18 protein-coding genes and 6 tRNA genes are annotated in these 23,971 nt (G+C 58.7%); 19 read left to right on the forward strand and 5 right to left on the reverse strand.

Annotation, left to right across the window (positions count from 1 at the left end; genetic code table 11):
- Positions 1-7 precede the first annotated feature (7 nt).
- The 4 genes from chiQ to nagE all read right to left on the reverse strand — a co-directional run bounded on the left by chiQ (position 8) and on the right by nagE (position 6,306).
- On the reverse strand, positions 8-334 hold the full coding sequence (chiQ, locus tag M6G53_RS09100; RefSeq protein ID WP_253330654.1) for a ChiQ/YbfN family lipoprotein: 327 nt from the start codon (positions 332-334) through the stop codon (positions 8-10).
- 46 nt (positions 335-380) lie between these two features.
- Complete coding sequence (gene chiP / locus M6G53_RS09105) at positions 381-1,784, reverse strand: chitoporin ChiP (RefSeq protein WP_253330656.1); 1,404 nt, start codon at positions 1,782-1,784, stop codon at positions 381-383.
- A gap of 579 nt (positions 1,785-2,363) precedes the next feature.
- A complete protein-coding gene (gene glnS / locus M6G53_RS09110) occupies positions 2,364-4,028 on the reverse strand; it encodes a glutamine--tRNA ligase (RefSeq protein ID WP_253330658.1) in 1,665 nt (554 codons plus the stop codon).
- A gap of 241 nt (positions 4,029-4,269) precedes the next feature.
- Positions 4,270-6,306: an N-acetylglucosamine-specific PTS transporter subunit IIBC gene (nagE, locus tag M6G53_RS09115; RefSeq protein WP_253330660.1), complete on the reverse strand. Its 2,037-nt coding sequence runs from the start codon at positions 6,304-6,306 to the stop codon at positions 4,270-4,272.
- Between the two features lie 334 nt (positions 6,307-6,640).
- On the opposite strand from nagE, the gene nagB reads away from it, so the two are divergent.
- The 12 genes from nagB (at position 6,641) to M6G53_RS09175 (ending at position 15,064) form a co-directional block, all read left to right on the forward strand.
- Positions 6,641-7,441 carry a glucosamine-6-phosphate deaminase gene (nagB, locus tag M6G53_RS09120; protein ID WP_004939952.1) on the forward strand — a complete coding sequence of 267 codons (801 nt, stop codon included), beginning with the start codon at positions 6,641-6,643 and terminating at the stop codon, positions 7,439-7,441.
- A gap of 18 nt (positions 7,442-7,459) precedes the next feature.
- Positions 7,460-8,599 (forward strand): N-acetylglucosamine-6-phosphate deacetylase, encoded by a 1,140-nt coding sequence (nagA, locus tag M6G53_RS09125; RefSeq protein WP_253330662.1) that lies wholly within the window; start codon positions 7,460-7,462, stop codon positions 8,597-8,599.
- Between the two features lie 27 nt (positions 8,600-8,626).
- The gene (nagC, locus tag M6G53_RS09130) at positions 8,627-9,847 is read left to right on the forward strand and encodes a DNA-binding transcriptional regulator NagC (RefSeq protein ID WP_016928760.1); all 1,221 of its coding nucleotides are present in this window, start codon (positions 8,627-8,629) and stop codon (positions 9,845-9,847) included.
- 67 nt (positions 9,848-9,914) lie between these two features.
- Entirely contained in the window at positions 9,915-10,667 is a 753-nt protein-coding gene (locus tag M6G53_RS09135; RefSeq protein WP_049201968.1) for an HAD-IIA family hydrolase, read from the forward strand.
- A 188-nt stretch (positions 10,668-10,855) separates the two neighbouring features.
- The gene (gene chiC / locus M6G53_RS09140; RefSeq protein ID WP_253330664.1) at positions 10,856-12,298 is read left to right on the forward strand and encodes a chitinase ChiC; all 1,443 of its coding nucleotides are present in this window, start codon (positions 10,856-10,858) and stop codon (positions 12,296-12,298) included.
- A 284-nt stretch (positions 12,299-12,582) separates the two neighbouring features.
- Entirely contained in the window at positions 12,583-14,247 is a 1,665-nt protein-coding gene (gene asnB / locus M6G53_RS09145; RefSeq protein WP_253330666.1) for an asparagine synthase B, read from the forward strand.
- Between the two features lie 218 nt (positions 14,248-14,465).
- Positions 14,466-14,542 (forward strand) — tRNA-Met (locus M6G53_RS09150).
- A gap of 16 nt (positions 14,543-14,558) precedes the next feature.
- A tRNA-Leu gene (locus tag M6G53_RS09155) sits at positions 14,559-14,643 on the forward strand.
- A 30-nt stretch (positions 14,644-14,673) separates the two neighbouring features.
- Positions 14,674-14,748, forward strand: a tRNA-Gln gene (locus tag M6G53_RS09160).
- A gap of 44 nt (positions 14,749-14,792) precedes the next feature.
- Positions 14,793-14,867: transfer RNA gene (locus M6G53_RS09165), tRNA-Gln, on the forward strand.
- A gap of 41 nt (positions 14,868-14,908) precedes the next feature.
- Positions 14,909-14,985, forward strand: a tRNA-Met gene (locus M6G53_RS09170).
- Between the two features lie 4 nt (positions 14,986-14,989).
- A tRNA-Gln gene (locus M6G53_RS09175) sits at positions 14,990-15,064 on the forward strand.
- 88 nt (positions 15,065-15,152) lie between these two features.
- On the opposite strand, the gene ubiF is transcribed toward M6G53_RS09175, so the two are convergent.
- Positions 15,153-16,334 carry a 3-demethoxyubiquinol 3-hydroxylase gene (ubiF, locus tag M6G53_RS09180; RefSeq protein WP_253330668.1) on the reverse strand — a complete coding sequence of 394 codons (1,182 nt, stop codon included), beginning with the start codon at positions 16,332-16,334 and terminating at the stop codon, positions 15,153-15,155.
- Between the two features lie 197 nt (positions 16,335-16,531).
- On the opposite strand from ubiF, the gene miaB reads away from it, so the two are divergent.
- The 7 genes from miaB to M6G53_RS09215 all read left to right on the forward strand — a co-directional run bounded on the left by miaB (position 16,532) and on the right by M6G53_RS09215 (position 23,959).
- A complete protein-coding gene (gene miaB / locus M6G53_RS09185) occupies positions 16,532-17,956 on the forward strand; it encodes a tRNA (N6-isopentenyl adenosine(37)-C2)-methylthiotransferase MiaB (RefSeq protein WP_038877474.1) in 1,425 nt (474 codons plus the stop codon).
- Positions 17,957-18,074: 118 nt separating this feature from the next.
- Positions 18,075-18,410, forward strand: coding sequence for a zinc ribbon domain-containing protein YjdM (locus M6G53_RS09190; protein ID WP_004939967.1), 336 nt, complete (start codon positions 18,075-18,077; stop codon positions 18,408-18,410).
- A 234-nt stretch (positions 18,411-18,644) separates the two neighbouring features.
- Positions 18,645-19,700 carry a PhoH family protein gene (locus tag M6G53_RS09195; protein ID WP_253330671.1) on the forward strand — a complete coding sequence of 352 codons (1,056 nt, stop codon included), beginning with the start codon at positions 18,645-18,647 and terminating at the stop codon, positions 19,698-19,700.
- Positions 19,697-20,170: an rRNA maturation RNase YbeY gene (ybeY, locus tag M6G53_RS09200; RefSeq protein ID WP_253330677.1), complete on the forward strand. Its 474-nt coding sequence runs from the start codon at positions 19,697-19,699 to the stop codon at positions 20,168-20,170. Before M6G53_RS09195 ends, ybeY begins: the two co-directional genes overlap by 4 nt.
- Positions 20,171-20,254: 84 nt before the next feature.
- On the forward strand, positions 20,255-21,133 hold the full coding sequence (gene corC, locus M6G53_RS09205; protein WP_004939973.1) for a CNNM family magnesium/cobalt transport protein CorC: 879 nt from the start codon (positions 20,255-20,257) through the stop codon (positions 21,131-21,133).
- Positions 21,134-21,140: 7 nt separating this feature from the next.
- The gene (lnt, locus tag M6G53_RS09210; RefSeq protein WP_253330679.1) at positions 21,141-22,670 is read left to right on the forward strand and encodes an apolipoprotein N-acyltransferase; all 1,530 of its coding nucleotides are present in this window, start codon (positions 21,141-21,143) and stop codon (positions 22,668-22,670) included.
- Between the two features lie 392 nt (positions 22,671-23,062).
- A complete protein-coding gene (locus M6G53_RS09215; protein ID WP_253330681.1) occupies positions 23,063-23,959 on the forward strand; it encodes an amino acid ABC transporter substrate-binding protein in 897 nt (298 codons plus the stop codon).
- Positions 23,960-23,971: the final 12 nt, after the last annotated feature.

Consider the following 23,971-nt stretch of genomic DNA (forward strand, 5'->3'; position numbering starts at 1 on the left):
TCCTTCTTTAATTATTGTTATCGCGAATTTCTTGCCACAGCTTGCCGCACTGGGCGTCGTAAGCCTGACCGTTACCGCTGTGCACCGCCATAATGCAGTTCTGATAATCCATCACCCGCACCGTTTCCTGCTCGGCGAACTGCTGGTGCTGTTTCTCTTGTTTCAGCACGTTCAGCACCGCCTTGCAGGGCTGCAGACGCTCCGGCGAACCTTCGGCGGTGTTGATGCAGGCGCTGTAAGCCTGTCTCAATTTGGCGTCTTCCGGCGGCGCGGCAGGTTGCGCGCAGGCGCTCAAGGCCGCAGCGGCCGCCAACATCAGCATGATTTTTTTCATCGTTGAATTCCCTTAACTGCCCCCGGCGGCGAAGCCGGGGTGCACATCAGAAGATGGTGAATGGCGCGATGACCATGAACTTGACGTCTTTCTCGTCCTGGAAGATGTTGCCGTAACCGCCGCCCCAGCTCGGGATGTTGGTGTGGTTGTCATACTGAGTGTAGTGCAGCTTGATCAGGGTGCCCTTGGCGCGCCCTTCCTGAATGGTGTACATCGCGTCCAGGCTCCAGGCGCTCTCTTTCAGGCGCTGGCTCTGATCGTAGATCGGGTTGGTGCTCGGCTTGGCGTCCCAGGCGTAAACGTAGGAGCCGCCGACCGCCATGCCCGGCAGGTTCCAGTTGCTGAGGTCATACATCACGCCGGCATACACCGCTTTCTCGCCGTTGGCGTTAAAGTCGGAGCGGTTATCCCACCACACGTCCAGGCGACCGTTGGACGAGGCGTAGGTCGGGGTCATGCGCTGCAGGAAGAAGCCCTGGTTGCCTTCCGCCTTGACCATGGTGCCTTCCAGACGCCAGTTGAACTGCCCGGTGGTGTAACCGAAGGTCAGCGCCTGCAGCCAGGCCAGGCCGTCGTAGATACTGTTCGGATCGTTCTTGTTGCTGATGCGGTCTTCCGCACCGTAGAACTGGTAACTGGTGGTCAGCGGGTTGCCGAGCACATCGAATTTGTAAGACGCCTTGGTGAAGTATTGATTCACATAACCCTGCGCCTGGCCGAAGGCGGCTTCCAGCACCAGATCGTTTTTGAAATCGTACTTGGCGCCCAGCGAGTGCAGGTAGGAAACGCGGGTTTTCTTATCGTTCTGGCGGAAGTCGTCCATCTCGATATGCCACGGCGCCTTGTATTTGTCGGCCCACATGTAGGAGAAACTCAACGCGCCGGCATCGCCATAGTCAAACTTGGCACCGGCCTCGGCCCCCTGATAGGTGCCCGGCATAAAACTCCAGTGCGGCGCCAGCAGGGTTTGGCCGCTCGGCTGAATGTAGCCGGCGCGCGCCCAGACCGGGCCGTATTTGAATTTGGCGGCGGCTTTGTACAGGCTGACGCCGCCTTTGTCACCGGAGTAATCTTCTTCGTAGGTCCGGTTTTTCGAGGAGAATGCGATCTCGTTCGGGTGGCCGCTGGCGCTGGATTCCGCCAGCTCGATGGCGGTAAAGGCACCGACGTCCAGACCGAACATGTCCCAGGCGTAGCCCGAAGCGAAATCCAGGCTCAGGTTGGCGGTGGAGTGCGACAGGTTGGTGGTGTATTGGTTGTAATCCTTGCTGTCCGGATTGAGATCTTTACGGTCGCGCTCACGTTGCCAGTAATAAATGCCGCCGGTCAGCGTGGAATCATCGATAAACCCTGCGGCTTTCGCCTCAGGCGCCATGGCAAACCCTGTTCCCAACAGCGCACCCGCGACTGCGAGCGCCAGCGTTTTACGCTGAGCACCGTGCGTACCCATATTGAAATTCCTCTTTGACTTAACTTAAAAGTTGCAGCCGCCTGTGTTCACCACTGCCCTGCACGACTGCCAATAAAAAACCCGAACGGGTAAAAAATATTGCCGACGAGATGTTATTCCCACAGCACTAATTGCTACAGACAGACTATTTTTCGCGACGCGAATTATCAAATGAAAAATGTGGAAGATTTGTCAAAGTATGACAAGGAGCACATATCGGTGAGAATTTGTTACGCGAGTGATCATAGAGGGTGTCGAATAAAAAATTCAATTAAATCAGAATAAATAAAGATACAAGGTCAACCAGAGACGATTAATGGTTTCAGCCTGACTAAATGCGTCAGTCAGACAATAAAAAATTGAGAGCGCTCTCTAAATGAAATTAATTCGCATCACGAATATATAAGTAAAAATTAAGACTGATAGAGCCAATATAAGAAAACTTATTGGTTAATGCGTCGCCATTAATTAAACGCATCCCAGATAAAATCAGAGATGAATAGATCGCGGGCTGACCGCAGACATAAAAAAAGCGCGGCTTAAGCCGCGCTGATTCATTAATTTTCCAGGCCAATAAGATTAGCCTTCGATTTTCGCCCAAGTGTCACGCAGACCGACGGTGCGGTTAAACACCAAATGCTCGGCCGACGAATAACGGCTGTCGGCGCAGAAGTAGCCTTCACGCTCGAACTGATAGGCTTTCTCCGGCTGTGCGGCCGCCAAGCTCGGCTCGACGAAGCCGTGCTTGATCACCAGCGACTCCGGGTTGATGGTGGAGAGGAAATCCTCCGCCGCGCCCGGATTAGGCACGCTGAACAGGCGATCGTACAGGCGAATTTCCGCCGGCAGCGCGTGCGCCGCGGACACCCAGTGGATCACGCCCTTCACCTTGCGGCCGTCGGCAGGATCTTTGCTCAGCGTTTCCGCATCGTAACTACAGAAGATAGTGGTGATCTCGCCCGCTTCGTCCTTCTCGACGCGCTCGGCCTTGATCACGTACGCATTGCGCAGACGCACTTCCTTGCCCAGCACCAGACGCTTGTACTGCTTGTTGGCTTCTTCGCGGAAGTCGGCGCGATCGATATAGATCTCGCGGCTGAACGGCACTTCGCGGCTGCCCATTTCCGGCTTGTTCGGGTGGTTTGGCATGGTGACCATTTCCACCGCATCGCCCATGTTCTCGATGACGATTTTCACCGGATCCAGCACCGCCATGGCGCGCGGCGCGTTCTCGTTCAGATCGTCGCGGATGCAGGATTCCAGCGCCACCATCTCGACGTTGTTGTCTTGCTTGGTCACGCCGATGCGCAGGCAGAACTCGCGGATAGACGCGGCGGTATAACCGCGACGGCGCAGACCGGAGACGGTCGGCATGCGCGGGTCGTCCCAGCCTTCGACGATCTTCTCGGCCACCAGCTGGTGCAGCTTGCGCTTCGACATGATGGCGTATTCGAGGTTGAGACGCGAAAACTCGTACTGACGCGGGTGGCAAGGAATGGTGATGTTATCCAGCACCCAGTCATACAGACGGCGGTTATCCTGGAATTCCAGGGTGCACAGCGAATGGGTGATCCCTTCCAGCGCATCGGAAATGCAGTGGGTGAAATCGTACATCGGATAGATGCACCATTTATTGCCGGTCTGGTGGTGTTCGGCGAACTTGATGCGGTACAGCACCGGATCGCGCATCACGATAAACGGCGAAGCCATATCGATCTTGGCGCGCAGGCAGGCGGCGCCCTCGGCGAACTCGCCGTTGCGCATCTTCTCGAACAGCGCCAGGTTCTCTTCCACGCTGCGGCCGCGGTACGGGCTGTCTTTGCCCGGCGCGGTCAGGGTGCCGCGATATTCACGGATCTGCTCCGGCGACAGCTCATCGACGTAGGCCAGGCCCTTGGTGATCAGCTCAACCGCATACTGGTGCAGCTGATCGAAATAGTCTGAGGAGTAACGAACGTTGCCGCTCCACTCAAAGCCCAGCCACTCCACGTCGTGCTTGATTGACTCCACGAACTCGATGTCTTCTTTCACCGGGTTGGTGTCATCGAAACGCAGGTTGCACTGGCCCTGATAGTCCTTGGCGATGCCGAAGTTCAGGCAGATGGACTTGGCGTGGCCGATATGCAGATAGCCGTTAGGCTCCGGCGGGAAGCGGGTATGTACCGACGTGTGTTTCCCCGACGCCAGATCTTCATCGACGATCTGACGGATAAAATTGGTTGGGCGGGCTTCAGCCTCACTCATTTCACTGTTCCTCAATGCAAAGCGCTACACATAACCGCCTATGATCCAACAAGCCACGTCTGGAAACAACCGTTTGTTTCACGAAAAATGCGGCGCGTTGCACCCTCGGCGCGCAGCGCACCGCCGTGGGGCGAAACGGAATAAAAAAAGCGGGAAGAGATCGCTCTCTTCCCGCCAAGTCGGGGCAAACGCCGCCATGATGCGTGGCCTGCCCCCGGGTACTACTCAGGTAAAAACGGCCTTACTTTTGGATCTCGTACAGCTTGGTCTGACCGGCGACCACAGAGCCGCTGGCCAGCGCCGCCAGGCCGGCGTAGTCGTCAGCGTTGCTGACCACCACCGGGCTTATCATCGAACGCGCGTTGGCGTTCAGATAATCCAGATCCAGTTGCAGAATCGGTTGACCGGCTTTCACTTCCGCGCCCTCTTCCACCAGGCGTTTGAAGCCCTGGCCTTCCAGCGCCACGGTGTCGATCCCCATGTGCACCACGATCTCGGCGCCCTTGTCGGTTTCCAGGCAGAACGCGTGGTTGGTATTGAAGATTTTCACCACGGTGCCGTCCGCCGGCGCCACGACGATGTTGTCGGTCGGGCGAATCGCCAGGCCGTCGCCTACCGCCTTGCTGGCGAAAGCTTCGTCCGGCACCTGATCGAGCGCCACGACTTCACCGGTCACCGGCGCCACCAGCGTTTCAAACGCGGTTTTCGGTGCGTTCGGTACCGCCTGCGGTTTGGCTTCCGCAGCAGGAGCCGCCGCCGGGGCCGCCGCTGCCGCTACCGGGCCGGCTGCAATCACGTTGCGCATTGCGCTGGCAATAAGTTCGGCACGGGTGCCGACGATCACTTGCACGCTCTGCTTGTTCAGACGGATAACGCCGGATGCGCCAAGGCGTTTCGCCAATGCGTCATTCACCAGCGCAGAATCTTTCACGTTCAAACGCAGGCGGGTGATGCAGGCGTCGATGCCGGTCAGGTTGTCGGAACCGCCGATCGCGCCGACGTAGCGACGGGCCAGCGTGGTGGTTTCGTTCTCGTCTTTACCGGCGTTGCTGTTGACATTGACGTCATAACCGTCGGTTTCGTCACCGGCAACCGCCAGCTCGCGGCCCGGGGTCATCAGGTTGAACTTATTGATGGTGAAGCGGAACACCACATAGTAGATAACGAAGAACACCAGACCTTGCGGGATCAGCATGTACCAGTGGGTCGCCAGCGGGTTACGCACCCACAGCATCATATCCACCAGGCCGGCGCTGAAACCGAAGCCTGAAATCCAATGCATGTTAGCAGCGATGAACACCGAGATACCGGTCAACACGGCGTGGATCACGTACAGCACCGGCGCCACGAACATGAAGGAGAACTCCAACGGTTCGGTGATGCCGGTAAAGAAGGCGGCGAATGCCCCCGCCATCATGATCCCCAGCACTTTCGCCTTATTCTCAGGGCGCGCGCAGTGATAGATAGCCAGCGCTGCCCCCGGCAGACCAAACATCATGATCGGGAAGAAGCCCGCCTGATAACGGCCGGTGATGCCGACGACCGCTTTACCCGCGTCGATCGACTGCTGGCCACCGAGGAAGTTAGGGATATCGTTGATGCCGGCCACGTCGAACCAGAACACCGAGTTTAGCGCGTGGTGCAAGCCGACCGGGATCAGCAGGCGGTTGAAGAAGGCATAGATGCCCGCGCCGACGGAGCCCAATTTCTGGATGTGTTCGCCGAAGCTCACCAGAGCGCCGAACACCACTGGCCAGACGAACATCAGGATGTAAGCGACCAGGATCATCAGGAAGGAAATGAGGATCGGCACCAGGCGGCGGCCGCTGAAGAACGACAGCGCCTTAGGCAGTTCGACGCCGCTGAAGCGGTTGTACACTTCGGCGGAGATGATACCCACCAGAATACCGACGAACTGGTTCTCAATCTTGCCGAACGCGGCGGGCACCTGATCGAGCGGGATCTTCTGAATCATCGACACGGCGGCCGGTGAACAGAGGGTGGTCAGCACCAGGAAACCGACGAAGCCGGTCAGTGCGGCAGAGCCGTCCTTGTCTTTGGACATGCCGTAGGCGACACCAACGGCGAACAACACCGCCATATGATCGATAATCGCAGAGCCAGACTTAATCAATAAGGCAGCGAAAGCGTTGTCGCCGCCCCAACCAACAGGGTCAATCCAGTACCCGACGCCCATCAAGATGGCGGCGGCGGGCAGCGTGGCGACCGGCACCATCAGCGCCCGTCCCACCTTTTGCAAATAACTAAGAATGTTCACCTTTTCCCCCTATGTTGTCCGCGGACGGACCCTATTAGTAGTTTATTTGGAGCTCTCACTACCTTTTTAGAAACAATGCTTGGCACGTATCACTCATGCCGAGTGTAAAAAATTTATTTTGTATCGCAAATTAAAACCTCCCTTTTTGTGATAAATATCACCAAAAAGTAGTCTTTCCCTCCCAGATTGCTGGCCATCACACAAAACTTATTTTATCATTCAAAAAATCAACCGAACGGACGATTCACGCGAGAATCATAAAGCTGGGTTACGCTTAGGACTCCCGCAGGCCCGTACAGTATAGCTTTAGTTTACTTATCCCAAGAGGTGTTAGATGAGACTTATCCCACTGAAAGATACCGCACAAGTCGGCAAATGGGCCGCGCGTCATATCGTTCAACGCATCAACGCATTCAAGCCAACCGCAGAGCGCCCGTTTGTCCTCGGCCTGCCCACCGGCGGCACGCCGCTGGAAGCCTACAAACATCTGATTGCGATGCACAAAGCAGGTGAAGTAAGCTTTAAGCATGTTGTGACTTTCAACATGGACGAGTACGTTGGCCTGCCGCAGGAACACCCGGAAAGCTATCACACCTTCATGTACCGCAACTTCTTTGACCACGTTGATATCCCTCGTGAAAATATCAACCTGCTGAACGGCAACGCCGCAGATGTCGACGCCGAGTGCCGCCAGTACGAAGAAAAGATCAAATCTTACGGCAAAATTAACCTGTTCATGGGCGGCGTGGGCATCGACGGCCATATCGCGTTCAACGAGCCAGCTTCGTCTCTGGCTTCGCGCACCCGCATCAAAACGCTGACCGAAGACACCCGCATCGCCAACTCGCGCTTCTTCGGCGGCGACGTCAGCCTGGTGCCGAAATATGCGCTGACCGTCGGCGTGGGCACGCTGCTGGACGCGGAAGAAGTGATGATCCTGGTGACCGGCCACGCCAAGGCGCAGGCGCTGGAAGCCGCGGTGGAAGGCAACATCAACCACATGTGGACCATCAGCTGCCTGCAGCTGCACGCCAAAGCGGTGGTGGTGTGCGACGAGCCGGCCACCATGGAGCTGAAAGTCAAAACCGTTAAATATTTCCGCGAGTTAGAAGCGGAAAGCGTGAAAAGTCTTTAATCTTTGCAGGGGGCTACGATGTTCGCTTTAACCCACGGCCGAATCTATACCGGCCACGACGTACTTGATGACCATGCAGTCATTATCGCTAATGGGCTGATCGAGAGAGTCTGCCCGGCGGCTGAATTGCCCGCCGGCATCGAAACGCGCGACCTGGGTGGCGCCATCCTGGCCCCCGGGCTTATCGACGTGCAGTTGAACGGCTGCGGCGGCGTCCAGTTCAACGATTCGCTGGAAGCAATTTCGGAAGAAACGCTGGAGATCATGCAGCGCGCCAACGAGAAATCCGGCTGCACCAGCTATCTGCCAACGCTGATCACCAGCAGCGACGAATTCATGAAGCACAGCGTCGACGTGATGCGCGCTTATCTGAAAAAGCACCAAAACCAGGCGCTGGGCCTGCACCTGGAAGGGCCGTATCTCAGCCCGGTGAAGAAAGGCACCCATAACCCGGCGTTCATCCGCAAGCCAACCCAGGACATGATCGATTACCTGTGCGCCAACGCCGACGTGATCACCAAGGTGACGCTGGCACCGGAAATGGTTGAGCCGCACTTCATCAAGCAGCTGACCGAAGCCGGTATCGTGGTCTCCGCCGGCCACTCGAACGCCACCTACGATCAGGCGCGTACCGGTTTCGCCGCCGGTATCAGCTTCGCTACTCACCTGTACAACGCCATGCCGTATATCACCGGCCGCGAACCGGGGCTGATGGGGGCGATCTTCGATACGCCGGAGGTCTATACCGGCATCATCGCCGACGGCCATCACGTGGCCTGGGCGAGTATCCGTAACGCCAAACGCCTGAAAGGTGATAAATTGGTGTTGGTCACCGACGCGACCGCACCGGCAGGTGCAGACATTGACCAATTTATTTTCGCCGGTAAAACAATATACTATCGGGATGGGCTGTGCGTGGATGAGAACGGTACCCTGAGCGGTTCCGCGCTGACCATGATCGAAGCGGTGCAAAACAGCGTCGAGCATATCGGCATCGCGCTGGACGAAGCGCTGCGCATGGCAACGCTGTACCCGGCGCGCGCCATCGGTGTCGAGCAGCGTCTGGGCACCATCGAAGCCGGCAAGGTGGCTAACCTGACCGCCTTCACCCGTGATTTCAAGATCACCAAAACGCTCGTTAACGGTAACGAGGTTTAATTCAATGAACAGCGAGTAACATTATTGATGAGCACTGGCGGACAAGCACAAATAGGGAACGTTGACTTAGTCAAACAACTTAACGGCGCGGCAGTTTACCGCCTGATCGACCAGCAAGGCCCGATCTCGCGCATTCAAATTGCCGAACTCAGCCAGCTTGCCCCCGCCAGCGTCACCAAAATTACTCGCCAGCTGCTGGAGCGCGGGCTGATCAAAGAAGTCGATCAGCAAGCCTCCACCGGCGGTCGCCGCGCGATCTCCATCGTGTCGGAAACCCGTCATTTCCATACCGTCGCGGTGCGTCTCGGCCGCCACGACGCCACCATCACCCTGTATGACATGAGCGGCAAATCGCTCAGTGAAGAACACTATCCGCTGCCGGAACGCACCCAGGAAACGCTGGAGAATGCGCTGTTCGCCGCCATCACCCAATTTATCGAAGCGAACCAACGCCGCCTGCGCGAGCTGATCGCCATCGCGGTGATCCTGCCTGGCCTGGTGGATCCGGCGCTGGGCGTGGTGCGCTACATGCCGCACATCAGCGTCAGCAACTGGGCGCTGGTGGACAACCTGCAGCAGCGCTTCAACGTTACCAGCTTCGTGGGCCACGACATCCGCAGCCTGGCGCTGGCGGAGCACTACTTCGGCGCCACCCGCGACTGCGAAGACTCGATTCTGGTGCGCCTGCACCGCGGTACCGGCGCCGGCATCATCGTCAACGGGCAGATTTTTCTCGGCAATAACGGCAACGTCGGCGAAATCGGTCATATCCAGATCGATCCGCTCGGCGAACGCTGCCACTGCGGCAACTTCGGCTGCCTGGAAACCGTGGCCGCCAACGCGGCGATCGAACAGCGCGTGCGCCAGCTGCTGAGCCAGGGCTACCCGAGCAAACTGACGCTGGAAGACTGCGGCATCAACGCCATCTGCAAGGCCGCCAACCGTGGCGATCTGCTGGCCAGCGAAGTGATCGAACACGTCGGCCGTTATCTGGGCAAGGCGGTGGCCATCGCCATCAACCTGTTCAATCCGCAGAAGGTGGTGATCGCCGGTGAGATCACCGAAGCGGACAAGGTGCTGCTGCCGGCGATCCAGAGCTGCATCAATACCCAGGTGCTGAAAGACTTCCGCAAAAATCTGCCGGTGGTGACCTCCGAACTCAATCATCGCTCGGCGATCGGCGCTTTCGCCCTGGCCAAACGCGCGATGCTCAACGGCGTGCTCTTGCAGCGATTGCTGGAAAGCTGATCCGCCGCTTCTGGCAGGTGTGTTATCGTCACCCCTTGCCTGCCGTAATCATGAGAAACAGCGACAAATGAAAATCAAAAACGTTATATGCGATATCGACGGCGTGCTGCTGCATGACAATACGCCGGTGCCCGGCGCCGATCTGTTCCTGGCGCGCATCCAGGAACAAGGCATGCCGCTGGTGGTGCTGACCAACTACCCGTCACAGACCGCGCAGGATCTGGCGAACCGCTTCGCCGCCGCCGGGCTGGAAGTGCCGGAGAGCGCGTTCTATACTTCGGCGATGGCCACCGCCGATTTCCTGCGCCGTCAGGAAGGCAAAAAAGCCTATGTGGTCGGCGAAGGCGCGCTGATCCATGAGCTGTACAAAGCCGGTTTCACCATCACCGACATCAACCCGGATTTCGTGATCGTCGGTGAAACCCGCTCTTACAACTGGGACATGATGCACAAGGCCGCCTACTTCGTCAGTAACGGCGCGCGCTTTATCGCCACCAACCCGGATAGCCACGGCCACGGCTTCTCGCCGGCCTGCGGCGCGCTGTGCGCCCCCATCGAGAAGATCACCGGCCGCAAGCCGTTTTACGTCGGCAAGCCCAGCCCGTGGATCATTCGCGCCGCGTTGAACAAAATGCAGGCGCACTCGGAAGAGACGGTGATCGTCGGCGACAACCTGCGCACCGACATTCTGGCGGGCTTCCAGGCCGGCCTGGAAACCGTGCTGGTGCTGTCCGGCGTCTCCACGCTGAGCGATATCGAAACCATGCCGTTCCGCCCGAGCTACGTCTACCCTTCGGTAGCCGACATCACCGTATTCTGATTGTGCCTGGCGGCTGCCCGGCCGCCATTATTTCCCTCTCCCTGACCGCAGTTTGAATTTAATTCGTTCATGGCCGCAAAAGGTTTCAGCCTGCCGACGCCAAAAATCCTCATTATAACCTTACGCCCCGCCAATAGCTGATATTGCCGGCCAGCGGAAAACCTTTACCCCTAATTAATGAGGCTACCATGAGCACAAATAACATTATTAATGCCGCCGCCGCCGATGACGCGGCTATTATGCCGACTATCGCCAATAAAAAAATCCTGATGGGGTTCTGGCACAACTGGGCCGCCGGCGCCAGTGACGGCTATCGGCAAGGCCAATTCGCCACTATGAACCTGACCGACATTCCCGCCGAATACAACGTGGTGGCCGTCGCCTTTATGAAAGGCCAGGGTATCCCAACCTTCAAGCCTTACAACCTGTCCGATGCCGAGTTCCGCCGCCAGGTGGGCGTGCTGAACAGCCAGGGCCGCGCGGTGCTGATCTCCCTCGGCGGCGCGGACGCACATATCGAACTGAAAACCGGCGACGAAGACAAGCTGAAAGACGAGATTATCCGCCTGGTGGAAGTCTATGGCTTCGACGGCCTGGATATCGATCTGGAACAGGCGGCGATCGGCGCCGCCAATAATAAAACCGTCTTGCCTGCGGCGTTGAAAAAAGTAAAAGACTATTACGCCGCACAGGGGAAAAACTTTATTATCAGCATGGCGCCAGAGTTCCCGTATTTGCGCACCAACGGCACCTATCTGGATTATATCAATGCCCTCGAAGGCTATTATGATTTCATCGCCCCACAGTATTATAACCAGGGCGGCGACGGTATTTGGGTGGATGAACTCAATGCCTGGATCACGCAGAATAACGACGCCATGAAAGAGGACTTCCTTTACTACCTGACGGAAAGTCTGGTCACCGGCACCCGCGGCTATGCGAAGATCCCGGCGGCGAAATTCGTCATCGGCCTGCCGAGCAACAACGACGCCGCCGCCACCGGCTACGTGATCGACAAACAGGCGGTGTACAACGCCTTCTCGCGTCTCGACGCCAAGAACCTGTCGATCAAGGGCCTGATGACCTGGTCAATCAACTGGGACAACGGCAAGAGCAAAGCCGGCGTGGCCTACAACTGGGAATTCAAAACCCGCTACGCGCCGCTGATTCAGGGCGGCATCACCCCACCGCCGGGCAAGCCTAATGCGCCGACGGGACTGACGGTCGCCGAACTGGGCGCCACCTCGCTGAAGCTGAGCTGGGCCGCCGCCACCGGCGCCTTACCGATCGCCAGTTACACCGTCTACCGCAACGGCAATCCGATCGGCCAGACCGCCGGCCTGTCGCTGGCCGACAGCGGCCTGACCCCGGCCACCCAGTACAGCTACTTCGTTACCGCAACCGACAGCCAGGGCAATACCTCGCTGCCGAGCAGCGCGCTGGCGGTCAAAACCGCCAACGACGGCACGCCGCCCGATCCGGGTGCGCCCGAGTGGCAGAACAACCACAGCTACAAAGCCGGCGACGTGGTGAGCTATAAAGGCAAGAAATACACCTGTATCCAGGCGCACACCTCCAACGCCGGCTGGACGCCGGACGCCGCCTTCACCCTGTGGCAGCTCATCGCCTAATCGCTAATCGATTGCCGGCCAGACCGGCCGGCAATCCCGTCATCACGCTAAAAATTGCAGAATCGCTAAATTTTCCCGCCGATAACTGAATATTCGTTAAAAACCGCCGCCACGCAAACAACTATTTCTCAGCGTATGGCTAAAACGCTTGCATCTCCTGCAGCTTTAGGCGCATTTTCATAACCACAGCGCAGCAAAACCGCGTTATCGCTGATGAATCGGCAATGCTGCCCATAACAGTAAAAAACAACATCACAGTCATGAAAGCCCGTTAGGAGAGTTGTATGTGTTCTATTTTCGGTGTGCTCGATCTGAAGTCCGATCCCGTTGAACTGCGTAAGAAAGCGCTGGAGCTGTCGCGCCTGATGCGCCACCGCGGCCCGGATTGGTCCGGCGTTTACGCCAGCGACAAAGCCATTTTGGCCCACGAACGCCTGTCGATCGTCGACGTCAACAACGGCGCTCAACCGCTGTACAACGCCGCGCACACCCACGTTCTGGCGGTCAACGGCGAAATTTACAACCACCAGGCGCTGCGCCAACAGCTGAGCGACCGCTACGCGTTCCAGACCGGGTCCGACTGTGAAGTGATCCTGGCGCTGTACCAGGAGAAGGGCCCGGATTTCCTCGACGATCTGCAAGGCATGTTCGCCTTCGCCCTGTACGACACCGAAAAAGACGCTTACCTGATCGGCCGCGATCACCTGGGCATCATCCCGCTGTACATGGGCCACGACGAGCACGGCAACCTGTACGTCGCCTCGGAAATGAAAGCGCTGGTGCCGGTGTGCCGCACCATCAAGGAATTCCCGGCCGGCAGCTACCTGTGGAGCCAGGACGGTGAGATCCGCGAATACTATCGCCGCGACTGGTTCGATTACGACAGCGTCAAAGACAACGTGACCGACGCCGCCGCCTTGCGCACCGCGCTGGAAGAGTCGGTGAAAAGCCACCTGATGTCCGACGTGCCTTACGGCGTGCTGCTGTCGGGCGGGCTGGATTCCTCGGTCATCTCGGCGATCACCAAGAAGTACGCCGCGCGCCGGGTGGAAGATCAGGAACGCAGCGAAGCCTGGTGGCCGCAGCTGCACTCCTTCGCCGTCGGCCTGGAAGGCTCGCCGGATCTGCGCGCCGCGCTGGAGGTCGCCAACCATCTGGGCACCGTGCACCATGAGATCCACTTCACCGTGCAGGAAGGCTTGGACGCCATCCGCGACGTGATTTACCACATCGAAACCTATGACGTCACCACCATTCGCGCCTCGACGCCAATGTACCTGATGTCGCGCAAAATCAAGGCGATGGGCATCAAGATGGTGCTCTCCGGCGAAGGCGCGGACGAAGTGTTCGGCGGCTACCTTTACTTCCATAAGGCGCCGGACGCCCGCGAATTCCACGAAGAGACCGTGCGCAAGCTGCTGGCGCTGCATATGTTCGACTGCGCGCGCGCCAACAAGGCGATGTCCGCCTGGGGCGTCGAGGCCCGCGTGCCGTTCCTGGACAAGAAATTCCTCGACGTGGCGATGCGCATCAACCCGAAAGATAAAATGTGCGGCAACGGCAAAATGGAAAAACACATCGTGCGCGAATGTTTCGAGTCCTATTTGCCGGCCAGCGTGGCCTGGCGCCAGAAAGAGCAGTTCTCCGACGGCGTCGGCTACAGCTGGATCGATACGCTAAAAGAGGTCGCTGCACAGCAAATCAGCGATCAACAGCTCGAAACCGCGCGTTTCCGCTTCCCGTACAACACGCCGACCTCCAAAGAAGGCTACCTGTACCGCGAAATCTTCGAGGAGCTGTTCCCGCTGCCTAGCGCCGCCGAATGCGTGCCGGGCGGCCCGTCCGTCGCCTGCTCGTCTGCCAAGGCCATCGAATGGGACGAATCCTTCAAGAAGATGGACGATCCTTCCGGCCGCGCCGTTGGCGTGCACCAGGCCGCCTATCAATAATCGTGCGGCGATTTCCCCAAGGCGGGCCTTTTGGCCCGCCTTTTTGCTGCCTTTTCCGCCCGCCAACTGCCTGAATTGCCGATTTTATCGCCACAATGTTCACAACCCAGACAAACGGCACTTCCGGGCGCTTTTTCGGGAAAAAACTTGTTGACGCAAATCGGTCATATACGCATAATGCGCCCCGCAACGCCGATGAAGGCAAAGCAAAAAAAGAGGGCTACGTAGCTCAGCTGGTTAGAGCACATCACTCATAATGATGGGGTCACAGGTTCGAATCCCGTCGTAGCCACCATCTCTTTTTTGCATTTGCGGGAGTGGCGAAATTGGTAGACGCACCAGATTTAGGTTCTGGCGCCGCAAGGTGTGCGAGTTCAAGTCTCGCCTCCCGCACCATTTCTCTTCATCGTCGGCGCAGTATGTTGATGGGGTATCGCCAAGCGGTAAGGCACCGGTTTTTGATACCGGCATTCCCTGGTTCGAATCCAGGTACCCCAGCCATATTCTTTCGAGAATGGGGTTTCAACATAAGATTTGTTTGCAGGTGGGGTATCGCCAAGCGGTAAGGCACCGGTTTTTGATACCGGCATTCCCTGGTTCGAATCCAGGTACCCCAGCCATAACAAACTGCTTGCAAATCAAAGAAGTAAAAAGTAACATCGGCTACGTAGCTCAGCTGGTTAGAGCACATCACTCATAATGATGGGGTCACAGGTTCAAATCCCGTCGTAGCCACCATAATTGGGGTGTCGCCAAGCGGTAAGGCTCTGGTTTCTGATACCAGCATACCCAGGTTCGAATCCTGGCACCCCAGCCATATTTAGAAAAGCCCGCTTCGGCGGGCTTTTTGCTGTCTGGCGTTCAGCCAATCCTGGCGGGCCCAGCCGCAGCTGAGCCCCTGTCGGTTACAATCCCAATGCGTACTTCAACGCATGCTCTTTCAACTTGCCCGCCCGCTGCGCGGCCATCAGCGCCAGATTGCGCGCCACGTTCAGCGGCGCCAGGTTATTGCTGAAAGCGGTATAGAACAGATCCATGCCGCTTTGCATCAGCAGATTGTCGGTACGGCGGCGGCGCTGATAACGCAGCAGTACCGCCTCGCTGCTCCAGTCCTCTCCCTGCTCCCGCGCATCGTTCAATACGTTCAGCAAGGCATCCACGTCGCGATACCCCAGATTGACGCCCTGCCCCGCCAGCGGGTTGATGGTATGCGCCGCATCCCCCAACAGCGCCAGCCCCGGCAGCACGTAGCGTTGCGCATGACGCCGCGTCAGCGGGAACGAACCGGCGGCGTGCACCTTGACCGGGCCGAGTCGCGCCGGGAAAGCAGCGGCGATCTCGCGCTCCAGCTGCGCCGGCGGCATCGCCTGCAGTTGGCGAATGCGCTGCGGGCTGTCATACCACACCAGCGACGCCCAGCTGTCGTACAGCGGCAGGAAGGCGCGCGGCCCGGACGGGAAGAAGCGCTGCCAGGTCACATCCTGCTGCGGCGCGCCGGTATCGACGGTGATCAACATGCACGCCTGACGATACTGCCAGCCGTTGGTGCCGATCGCCGCCAGCTTGCGCACCTGCGAGTTGGCGCCGTCGGCGCCGACAACCAGGCGCGCCTGTAGCGTCTCGCCGCTGTCCAGCGTCAACTGCCAGGCATTGTCCGTCCGCTGCAACGATTGCAGCCTGGCGGGGCACAGCAGCGTCAGGTTGGGGCACTGCGCAAACTGCTGCCACAGCGCCAGTTGCAGAATGCGGTTTTCCACCATAAAGCCCAGCTCCGGCAGCCCCAGGGACACCGCGTCGAACGCCACGCGCGACGACGCCCATTCCCAGGTCTCCAGCCGGCGATACGGCGCCGTGCGCATCGCCGCTACGGCCTGCCAGGCACCGAGCTGTTTCAGCAGCCCCACCGAGGTGCAGCCGATAGCGGAAATGCGCAGATCCGGCGGGCTTTGCGCCTCGAACGCCTGCGGCGCCTGATGTTCCAGCAACGCCACCGACCAGCCCGCCTGCGCCAGCCCCAGGGCCGCCGCCGCGCCGACCATGCCGCCGCCCACCACCACCGCGTCATACCGATTTTGAGATGTCTTCATATTGGCTATGTTTTCTGTGTGAATGCTCGCCATCCCACCCGGCATGGCGTTTTGCGCAGTGTACCGGATTTTCGCTCCGGCTTCAGGTCGCATGCCATTTTTCCCCGCGCTGGTCACAACGGCGGCAAATGATTACAATACGCGCCCTGCATGTCGCGTAACGCAACTTTCGCTCCGCACTGAGTAATGGCAAGTCAATGACGAAAAAACTACATATCAAAACCTGGGGCTGCCAGATGAATGAGTACGATTCATCGAAAATGGCCGACCTGTTGAACAGCACGCACGGCTTCGAGTGGACCGAAAACGCCGAAGAGGCGGACGTGCTGCTGCTGAACACCTGCTCGATCCGTGAAAAAGCGCAGGAGAAAGTTTTCGCCATGCTGGGGCGCTGGCGCTTGCTGAAAGAAAAGAACCCGTCTGTCATCATCGGCGTCGGCGGTTGCGTGGCCTCGCAAGAAGGCGAACTGATCCGCAGCCGCGCGCCCTGCGTCGACGTGGTATTCGGCCCGCAGACCCTGCACCGCCTGCCGGAAATGATCAATCACGTTCAGGGTACCCGCAGCCCGGTGGTCGACATCAGCTTCCCGGAGATCGAAAAGTTCGACCGTCTGCCGGAGCCGCGCGCCGAAGGCCCGACCGCCTTCGTGTCGATCATGGAAGGCTGCAACAAATACTGTACCTTCTGCGTGGTGCCTTACACCCGCGGTGAAGAAGTGAGCCGCCCGAGCGACGACGTGCTGTTCGAAATCGCCCAACTGGCGGCGCAGGGCGTGCGCGAGGTCAACCTGCTCGGCCAAAACGTTAACGCTTACCGCGGTGCCACGCATGACGGCGAGATCTGTTCGTTCGCCGAACTGCTGCGCCTGGTGGCGGCCATCGACGGCATCGATCGCATTCGCTTCACCACCAGCCACCCTATCGAGTTCACCGATGACATCATCGCGGTGTACGAAGACACGCCGGAGCTGGTCAGCTTCCTGCATCTGCCGGTGCAGAGCGGCTCGGATCGCATCCTGACCATGATGAAACGTGCGCACACCGCGCTGGAGTACAAGGCGATTATCCGCAAGCTGCGCAAGGCGCGGCCGGCCATTCAGCTCAGCTCCGATTTCATCGTCGGTTTCCCGGGCGAAAGCCAGGCCGACTTCGAACAGACCATGAACCTGATCGCCGACGTCAATTTCGACGTCAGCTTCAGCTTCATCTATTCGTCGCGCCCGGGCACCCCGGCGGCGGACATGGTCGACGACGTCAGCGAAGAAGAGAAAAAACAGCGGCTGTATATACTGCAGGATCGCATCAACCAGCAGGCGCTGCAGTTCAGCCGCCGCATGCTCGGCACCGTCCAGCGCATTCTGGTGGAGGGCACCTCGCGCAAAAGCGTGATGGAGCTGGCCGGGCGCACGGAGTGCAACCGTGTGGTAAACTTCGAGGGCACGCCCGACATGATCGGCCAGTTCGTCGACGTGGAAATTACCGAGGTGCTGACCAACACCCTGCGTGGCGCAGTGGTGCGCACCGAACAGCAGATGGATCTGCGCGTACATGAATCCCCGCAGTCGGTGATCGCCCGTACCCGCAAAGAAAACGCGCTGGGCGTCGGCATTTACCAGCCCTGACGCCGCGGCGGCCGCCTTATCGCCGCCCCTTCGCGCGACTCCTTACCGTTTCTCCGCCGGGCGCCTGCGCCCGGTGATTTTCTTTTTTATTTTTTTATTGTTGAAGAGGCGACATAACATGCAACTCCCACACTGCCCGAAGTGCAACTCCGAATACACCTACCAGGACAATGCCCTGTTCATCTGCCCTGAGTGCGCCCACGAGTGGAGCGACAGCGCCCCGGCGGAAGACCAGGACGCACTGATCGTCAAAGACGCCAACGGCAACCTGCTGGCGGACGGCGATGCGGTCACCGTGATCAAGGATCTGAAAGTCAAAGGCAGCTCCTCGATGCTCAAGATCGGCACCAAGGTGAAAAACATTCGCCTTGTCGAAGGCGATCACAACATCGACTGCAAAATCGACGGCTTCGGCCCGATGAAGCTGAAATCCGAGTTCGTGAAAAAGAACTGATTCGCGGCGGCCTTATTCCGTGATGACGCGGCGGGCTTTGCGCCCCGCCGCGTTTTTTCCTTATCTTCCCTTGAATTCCGCCGATGGCGCACAGATAGATCAGCGGTAAACTTGCGCCGTTGCGGCGCACCATGAATAATTCAAGAAAGAGAGTATTCAGGCTCGTCCTGAACGCGCGCGTCCCGAACGCGCTATGTGACATCAACCAGGCCCGATGTGACCTAGAGGAATAGTTTGAACGTCGCAACACAAGAAATTTTGTTAGAGCCCGCAGACAATAAGCGTTTGCTCAGCCTGTGCGGCCCGTTTGATGACAACATCAAGCAACTCGAGCGCCGATTGGGCATTGAAATCAATCGCCGCGACAACCGTTTCAAGCTGGTCGGCAAGAACCTGTGCGTGGTCGCCGCCGCCGATATCCTGCGCCATCTGTACGTGGATACCGCGCCGATTCGCGGCGTGATCCCGGATATCGACCCAGAGCAAATCCACCTGGCTATCAAAGAGAGCCGGGTGTTGGTACAGGTGGCCGACAGCGTGCCGGATTACGGCAAGGCGGTCACTATCAAAACCAAGCGCGGCATGGTGAAACCGCGTACGCCTAACCAGGCGCAGTACATCGCCAACATTCTCGATCACGACATCACCTTCGGCATCGGCCCGGCGGGCACCGGCAAAACCTACCTGGCGGTCGCCGCCGCGGTAGATGCGCTGGAGCGCCAGGAAATTCGCCGCATTCTGCTGACCCGCCCTGCGGTCGAAGCCGGCGAAAAGCTGGGCTTCCTGCCCGGCGATCTGAGCCAGAAGGTCGATCCTTACCTGCGCCCGCTGTACGACGCCCTGTTCGAAATGCTGGGCTTCGAGCGCGTGGAGAAGCTCATCGAGCGCAACGTGATCGAAGTCGCGCCGCTGGCCTATATGCGCGGCCGTACGCTGAACGACGCCTTTATCATTCTGGATGAGAGCCAGAACACCACCATCGAACAGATGAAGATGTTCCTGACGCGCATCGGCTTCAACTCGAAGGCGGTTATCACCGGCGACGTCACCCAGATAGACCTGCCGCGCAACCAGAAATCCGGCCTGCGCCACGCGGTGGAAGTGCTGTCGGACGTGGAGGAGCTGAGCTTCAACTTCTTCCACAGCGAAGACGTGGTGCGCCACCCGGTGGTGGCCCGCGTAGTCATCGCCTATGAGGCCTGGGAAGCGGCCGAGCAGAAACGCAAAGACGCGATTGCCGAACAACGTAAGCGCGAGGCGCTCGCCGCCTCCGAGCAGGAGACACCATGAGTCAGGTGATTTTGGATCTGCAGATTGCCTGTGAAAGCAGCGAAGGCCTGCCGGATGAGGCCACCTTCCAGCGCTGGCTGGAAGGCGTGCTGCCGCAATTTCAGGAAGAGGCCGAGGTGACCGTGCGTCTGGTAGACGAAGCGGAAAGCCACGAGCTGAACCTGACCTACCGCGGCAAAGACAAGCCGACCAACGTACTCTCTTTCCCGTTCGAGGCCCCGCCGGGCATCGAGCTGCCGCTGCTCGGCGATCTGATCATCTGCCGCCAGGTGGTTGAGCAGGAAGCGATTGAGCAAGGCAAGGCGCTGGAGGCCCACTGGGCGCATATGGTTGTCCACGGCAGTCTTCATCTGCTAGGGTATGACCACATCGAAGACGATGAAGCCGAAGAAATGGAGTCTTTGGAAACCGAAATCATGCACGGACTGGGCTATCCTGATCCGTACCTGGCGGAAAAAGACCCCGTCTGACGTCAGCCGTTTACCTCACAGCCCCCTGCGGGGCTGTCGCTGACGCCCCTTAACTCTGACATGAGTGACAGTAACGAAAACGCCATGAGCGACGACCATTCACAAAGCAATGACAGCCCCAGTCCCAAGAAGGGGTTCTTTACTCTTATCCTTAACCAGCTGTTCCACGGCGAGCCCAAAAACCGTGGCGATCTGGTCGAGCTGATCCGTGATTCCGAACAAAACGACCTGATCGATCCCGATACCCGCGACATGCTGGAAGGCGTGATGGATATCGCCGAGCAGCGCGTGCGCGACATCATGATCCCCCGCTCCCAGATGGTGACGCTCAAGCGCAACCAGACGCTGGAAGAGTGCCTGGACGTGATTATCGACTCCGCCCACTCTCGCTTCCCGGTGATCAGCGAAGACAAAGATCACATCGAAGGCATCCTGATGGCCAAGGATCTGCTGCCGTTCATGCGCGCAGACTCCGAGCCGTTCAGCATCGACAAGGTGCTGCGCACCGCGGTGGTGGTGCCGGAAAGCAAGCGCGTCGACCGGATGCTGAAAGAGTTCCGCTCCCAGCGCTATCACATGGCGATCGTCATTGACGAATTCGGCGGCGTATCCGGCCTGGTCACCATCGAAGACATTCTGGAACTGATCGTCGGCGAGATCGAAGACGAATACGACGACGAAGACGATCTGGATATCCGCCAGCTCAGCCGCCACATGTACACCGTGCGCGCGCTGGCCCCGATCGAAGACTTCAACGAAGCCTTCGGCACCCATTTCAGCGACGACGAGGTCGATACCATCGGCGGCCTGGTGATGCAGGCCTTCGGCCACCTGCCGGCGCGCGGGGAAACCATTGAAATCGAAGGTTACCTATTTAAAGTTGCCATGGCCGACAGTCGACGTATTATCCAGGTTCATGTAAAAATTCCGGACGATTCTCCACCACCGAAACTGGAAGATTAAATCCAACATGGCTAAAGCCTCATTACTTGAACGCCAGCGGGTTCGCGCCCTGCTGGCGCTGTTGTCAGGTGCCGGCGGGACGCTGGCGTTCTCGCCCTACGACTTCTGGCCCGCGGCCATCGTCTCCCTGTTCGGCCTGCTGGCCGTTACCCTCAATCGCACCACCAAACAGTCCGCCCTGCTCGGCTTTATCTGGGGCTTCGGGCTGTTCGGCACCGGCATCAACTGGGTGTATGTCAGCATCGCCGACTTCGGCGGCATGCCATTCGCCGTCAACGTCTTCCTGGTGGTGCTGCTCGCCGCTTACCTGTCGCTGTATACCGGGCTGTTCGCCGGGCTGCTGACGCGCCTGTGGCCGACCACCCGCTGGTGGCGGCTGGCCATCGCCGCGCCGGCGCTGTGGCAGGTGACCGAATTCCTGCGCAGCTGGGTGCTGACCGGCTTCCCGTGGCTGCAGTTCGGCTACAGCCAGATCAACGGCCCGTTGAAGGGCATCGCGCCGCTGCTGGGCGTCGACGCCATCACCTTTGTGCTGATGGCCATCGCCGGCCTGCTGGTGTACGCCGTCAACCAGCGCCGCCTGTCGGCTGCCATCATCGCCGCCGCGCTGCTGCTGTTGCCGTGGCCGCTACGCCAGCTGCAGTGGTTTACGCCGCAGCCGGAGAAAGCGGTGAACGTCGCCATGGTGCAAGGCAACATCGCCCAGTCGATGAAATGGGATCCGAAAGCGCTGGTCAGCACGCTGCAAACCTATCTGGACGAAACCCGCCCGTACGTGGGCAAGGCGCCGATCGTCATCTGGCCGGAGTCCGCCATCCCGGATTATGAAGCCAACCAAAACGGCTTCCTGACCATGATGGACGACCTGATGCGGGCGAAGAACAGCAGCCTGATCACCGGCATCGTCGACGTGCGTGCCACGCCGCAGGGCCAGCAGATCTACAACAGCGCCATCGTGCTCGGCGAACCGACGCCGTACAGCTACCCGGCCAAGGATCGCTACAACAAGCACCACCTGGTGCCGTTCGGCGAGTTCGTGCCGCTGGAGACGCTGCTGCGGCCGTTGGCGCCGTTCTTCGACCTGCCGATGTCCTCCTTCAGCCGCGGCGACTACGTGCAGCCGCAGCTCAGCGTGCGCGGCTACAACCTGACGGCGGCCATCTGCTACGAAATCGTGCTGGGCCAGCAGGTGCGCGATAACTTCCGCCCGGACACCAATTTCCTGCTGACCATCTCCAACGATGCCTGGTTTGGCCACTCGATCGGCCCGTGGCAGCACTTCCAGATGGCGCGCATGCGGGCGCTGGAGCTGGGCCGGCCGTTGCTGCGCAGCACCAATAACGGCGTCACCGCCGCGGTGGACGCGAACGGCGAGGTGATCGCCGAGATCCCGCAGTTCACCCGCCAGGTGCTCGAAGTGAAGGTCACACCGACCACCGGCGTCACGCCTTACGCGCGCTTCGGCGCCACGCCGCTGTGGGTGATCACCCTGCTGCTGGGCGGCTGGGCGCTGATGTTGGGCCTGCGCCGTAAATAGTCCTCTTCGCCGGGGCGCGCCCGCCGCGCCCCGCGTTCCCGTCACTATCCCCACCCTGGTCAGAAAAAGCCGTTAAATCAACGCGGCTGGCACACTCCTTGCTTTATCCACTGCGACATCGCGCGCCGGTTTACTTTTGCTGACGTTTTGTCGCACCTGCGCACATTTTGGGTGCATCGAACGCACCGCTCGGGTGCGTCGGCATTTTGTTGCATTGATTTGGTGCGCGCGGCGTCTCAAAAAATGAAACATTTTAGTTTCAAGGTATTCACAATCGGTTATTTTTTAACGGCGATCTGTTCTAAGACTATCTTTATAAACTGAGCAATAAATAGTCGATTTAACCTGACGCTCTTTAGTCAGAGCCACCACAACAGCAAAGGAGTTGGACCATGCAAATGCGTAAATTGGCGTTATCGTTACTGCTGCTCGGTATGGCAGGTAGCGTGGCGCATGCGGAAGACCTGACCGGTACGCTGAAAAAAATCAAAGACAACGGCGTGATCGTTGTCGGCCACCGCGAATCGTCAGTGCCCTTTTCCTACTACGACAACCAACAAAAAGTTGTGGGCTACTCTCAGGACTACTCCAACCAAATCGTTGAAGCTGTTAAGAAAAAGCTTAATGCACCGAATCTGCAGGTGAAAATGCTGCCGATTACCTCGCAGAACCGCATCCCGCTGCTGCAAAACGGCACCTATGACTTCGAGTGCGGCTCCACCACCAATAACCTCGAGCGCCAAAAACAGGCCGCCTTCTCCGACACCATTTTCGTGGTCGGTACCCGTCTGCTGGTGAAGAAAGGCTCCGACATCAAAGACTTTAAAGACCTGGCCGGCAAACCGGTAGTGGTCACCTCCGGCACCACCTCCGAAGTGCTGCTGAACAAACTGAACGACAGCGACAAAATGAACATGCGCATCATCAGCGCCAAAGACCACGGCGACTCCTTCCGCACCCTAGAAAGCGGCCGCGCAGTGGCCTTCATGATGGACGACGCCCTGCTGGCGGGCGAGCGCGCCAAGGCCAAGAAGCCGGATCAGTGGGAAATCATCGGCACGCCGCAGTCGAAAGAAGCCTACGGCTGCATGCTGCGCAAAGACGATCCTGAGTTCAAAAAGCTGGTCGATGACACCATCGCCCAGGCGCAAACCTCCGGTGAAGCGGCCAAGTGGTTTGACAAATGGTTCAAGCAGCCTATTCCACCGAAAAACCTCAACATGAACTTCGAACTGTCGGACGACATGAAGCAGCTGTTCAAAGAGCCTAACGACAAAGCGTTGAACTAAATAGAACAAAAG

Origin of the sequence: Serratia nevei (assembly GCF_024160145.1) — a bacterium.
GTDB lineage: Bacteria > Pseudomonadota > Gammaproteobacteria > Enterobacterales > Enterobacteriaceae > Serratia > Serratia nevei_A.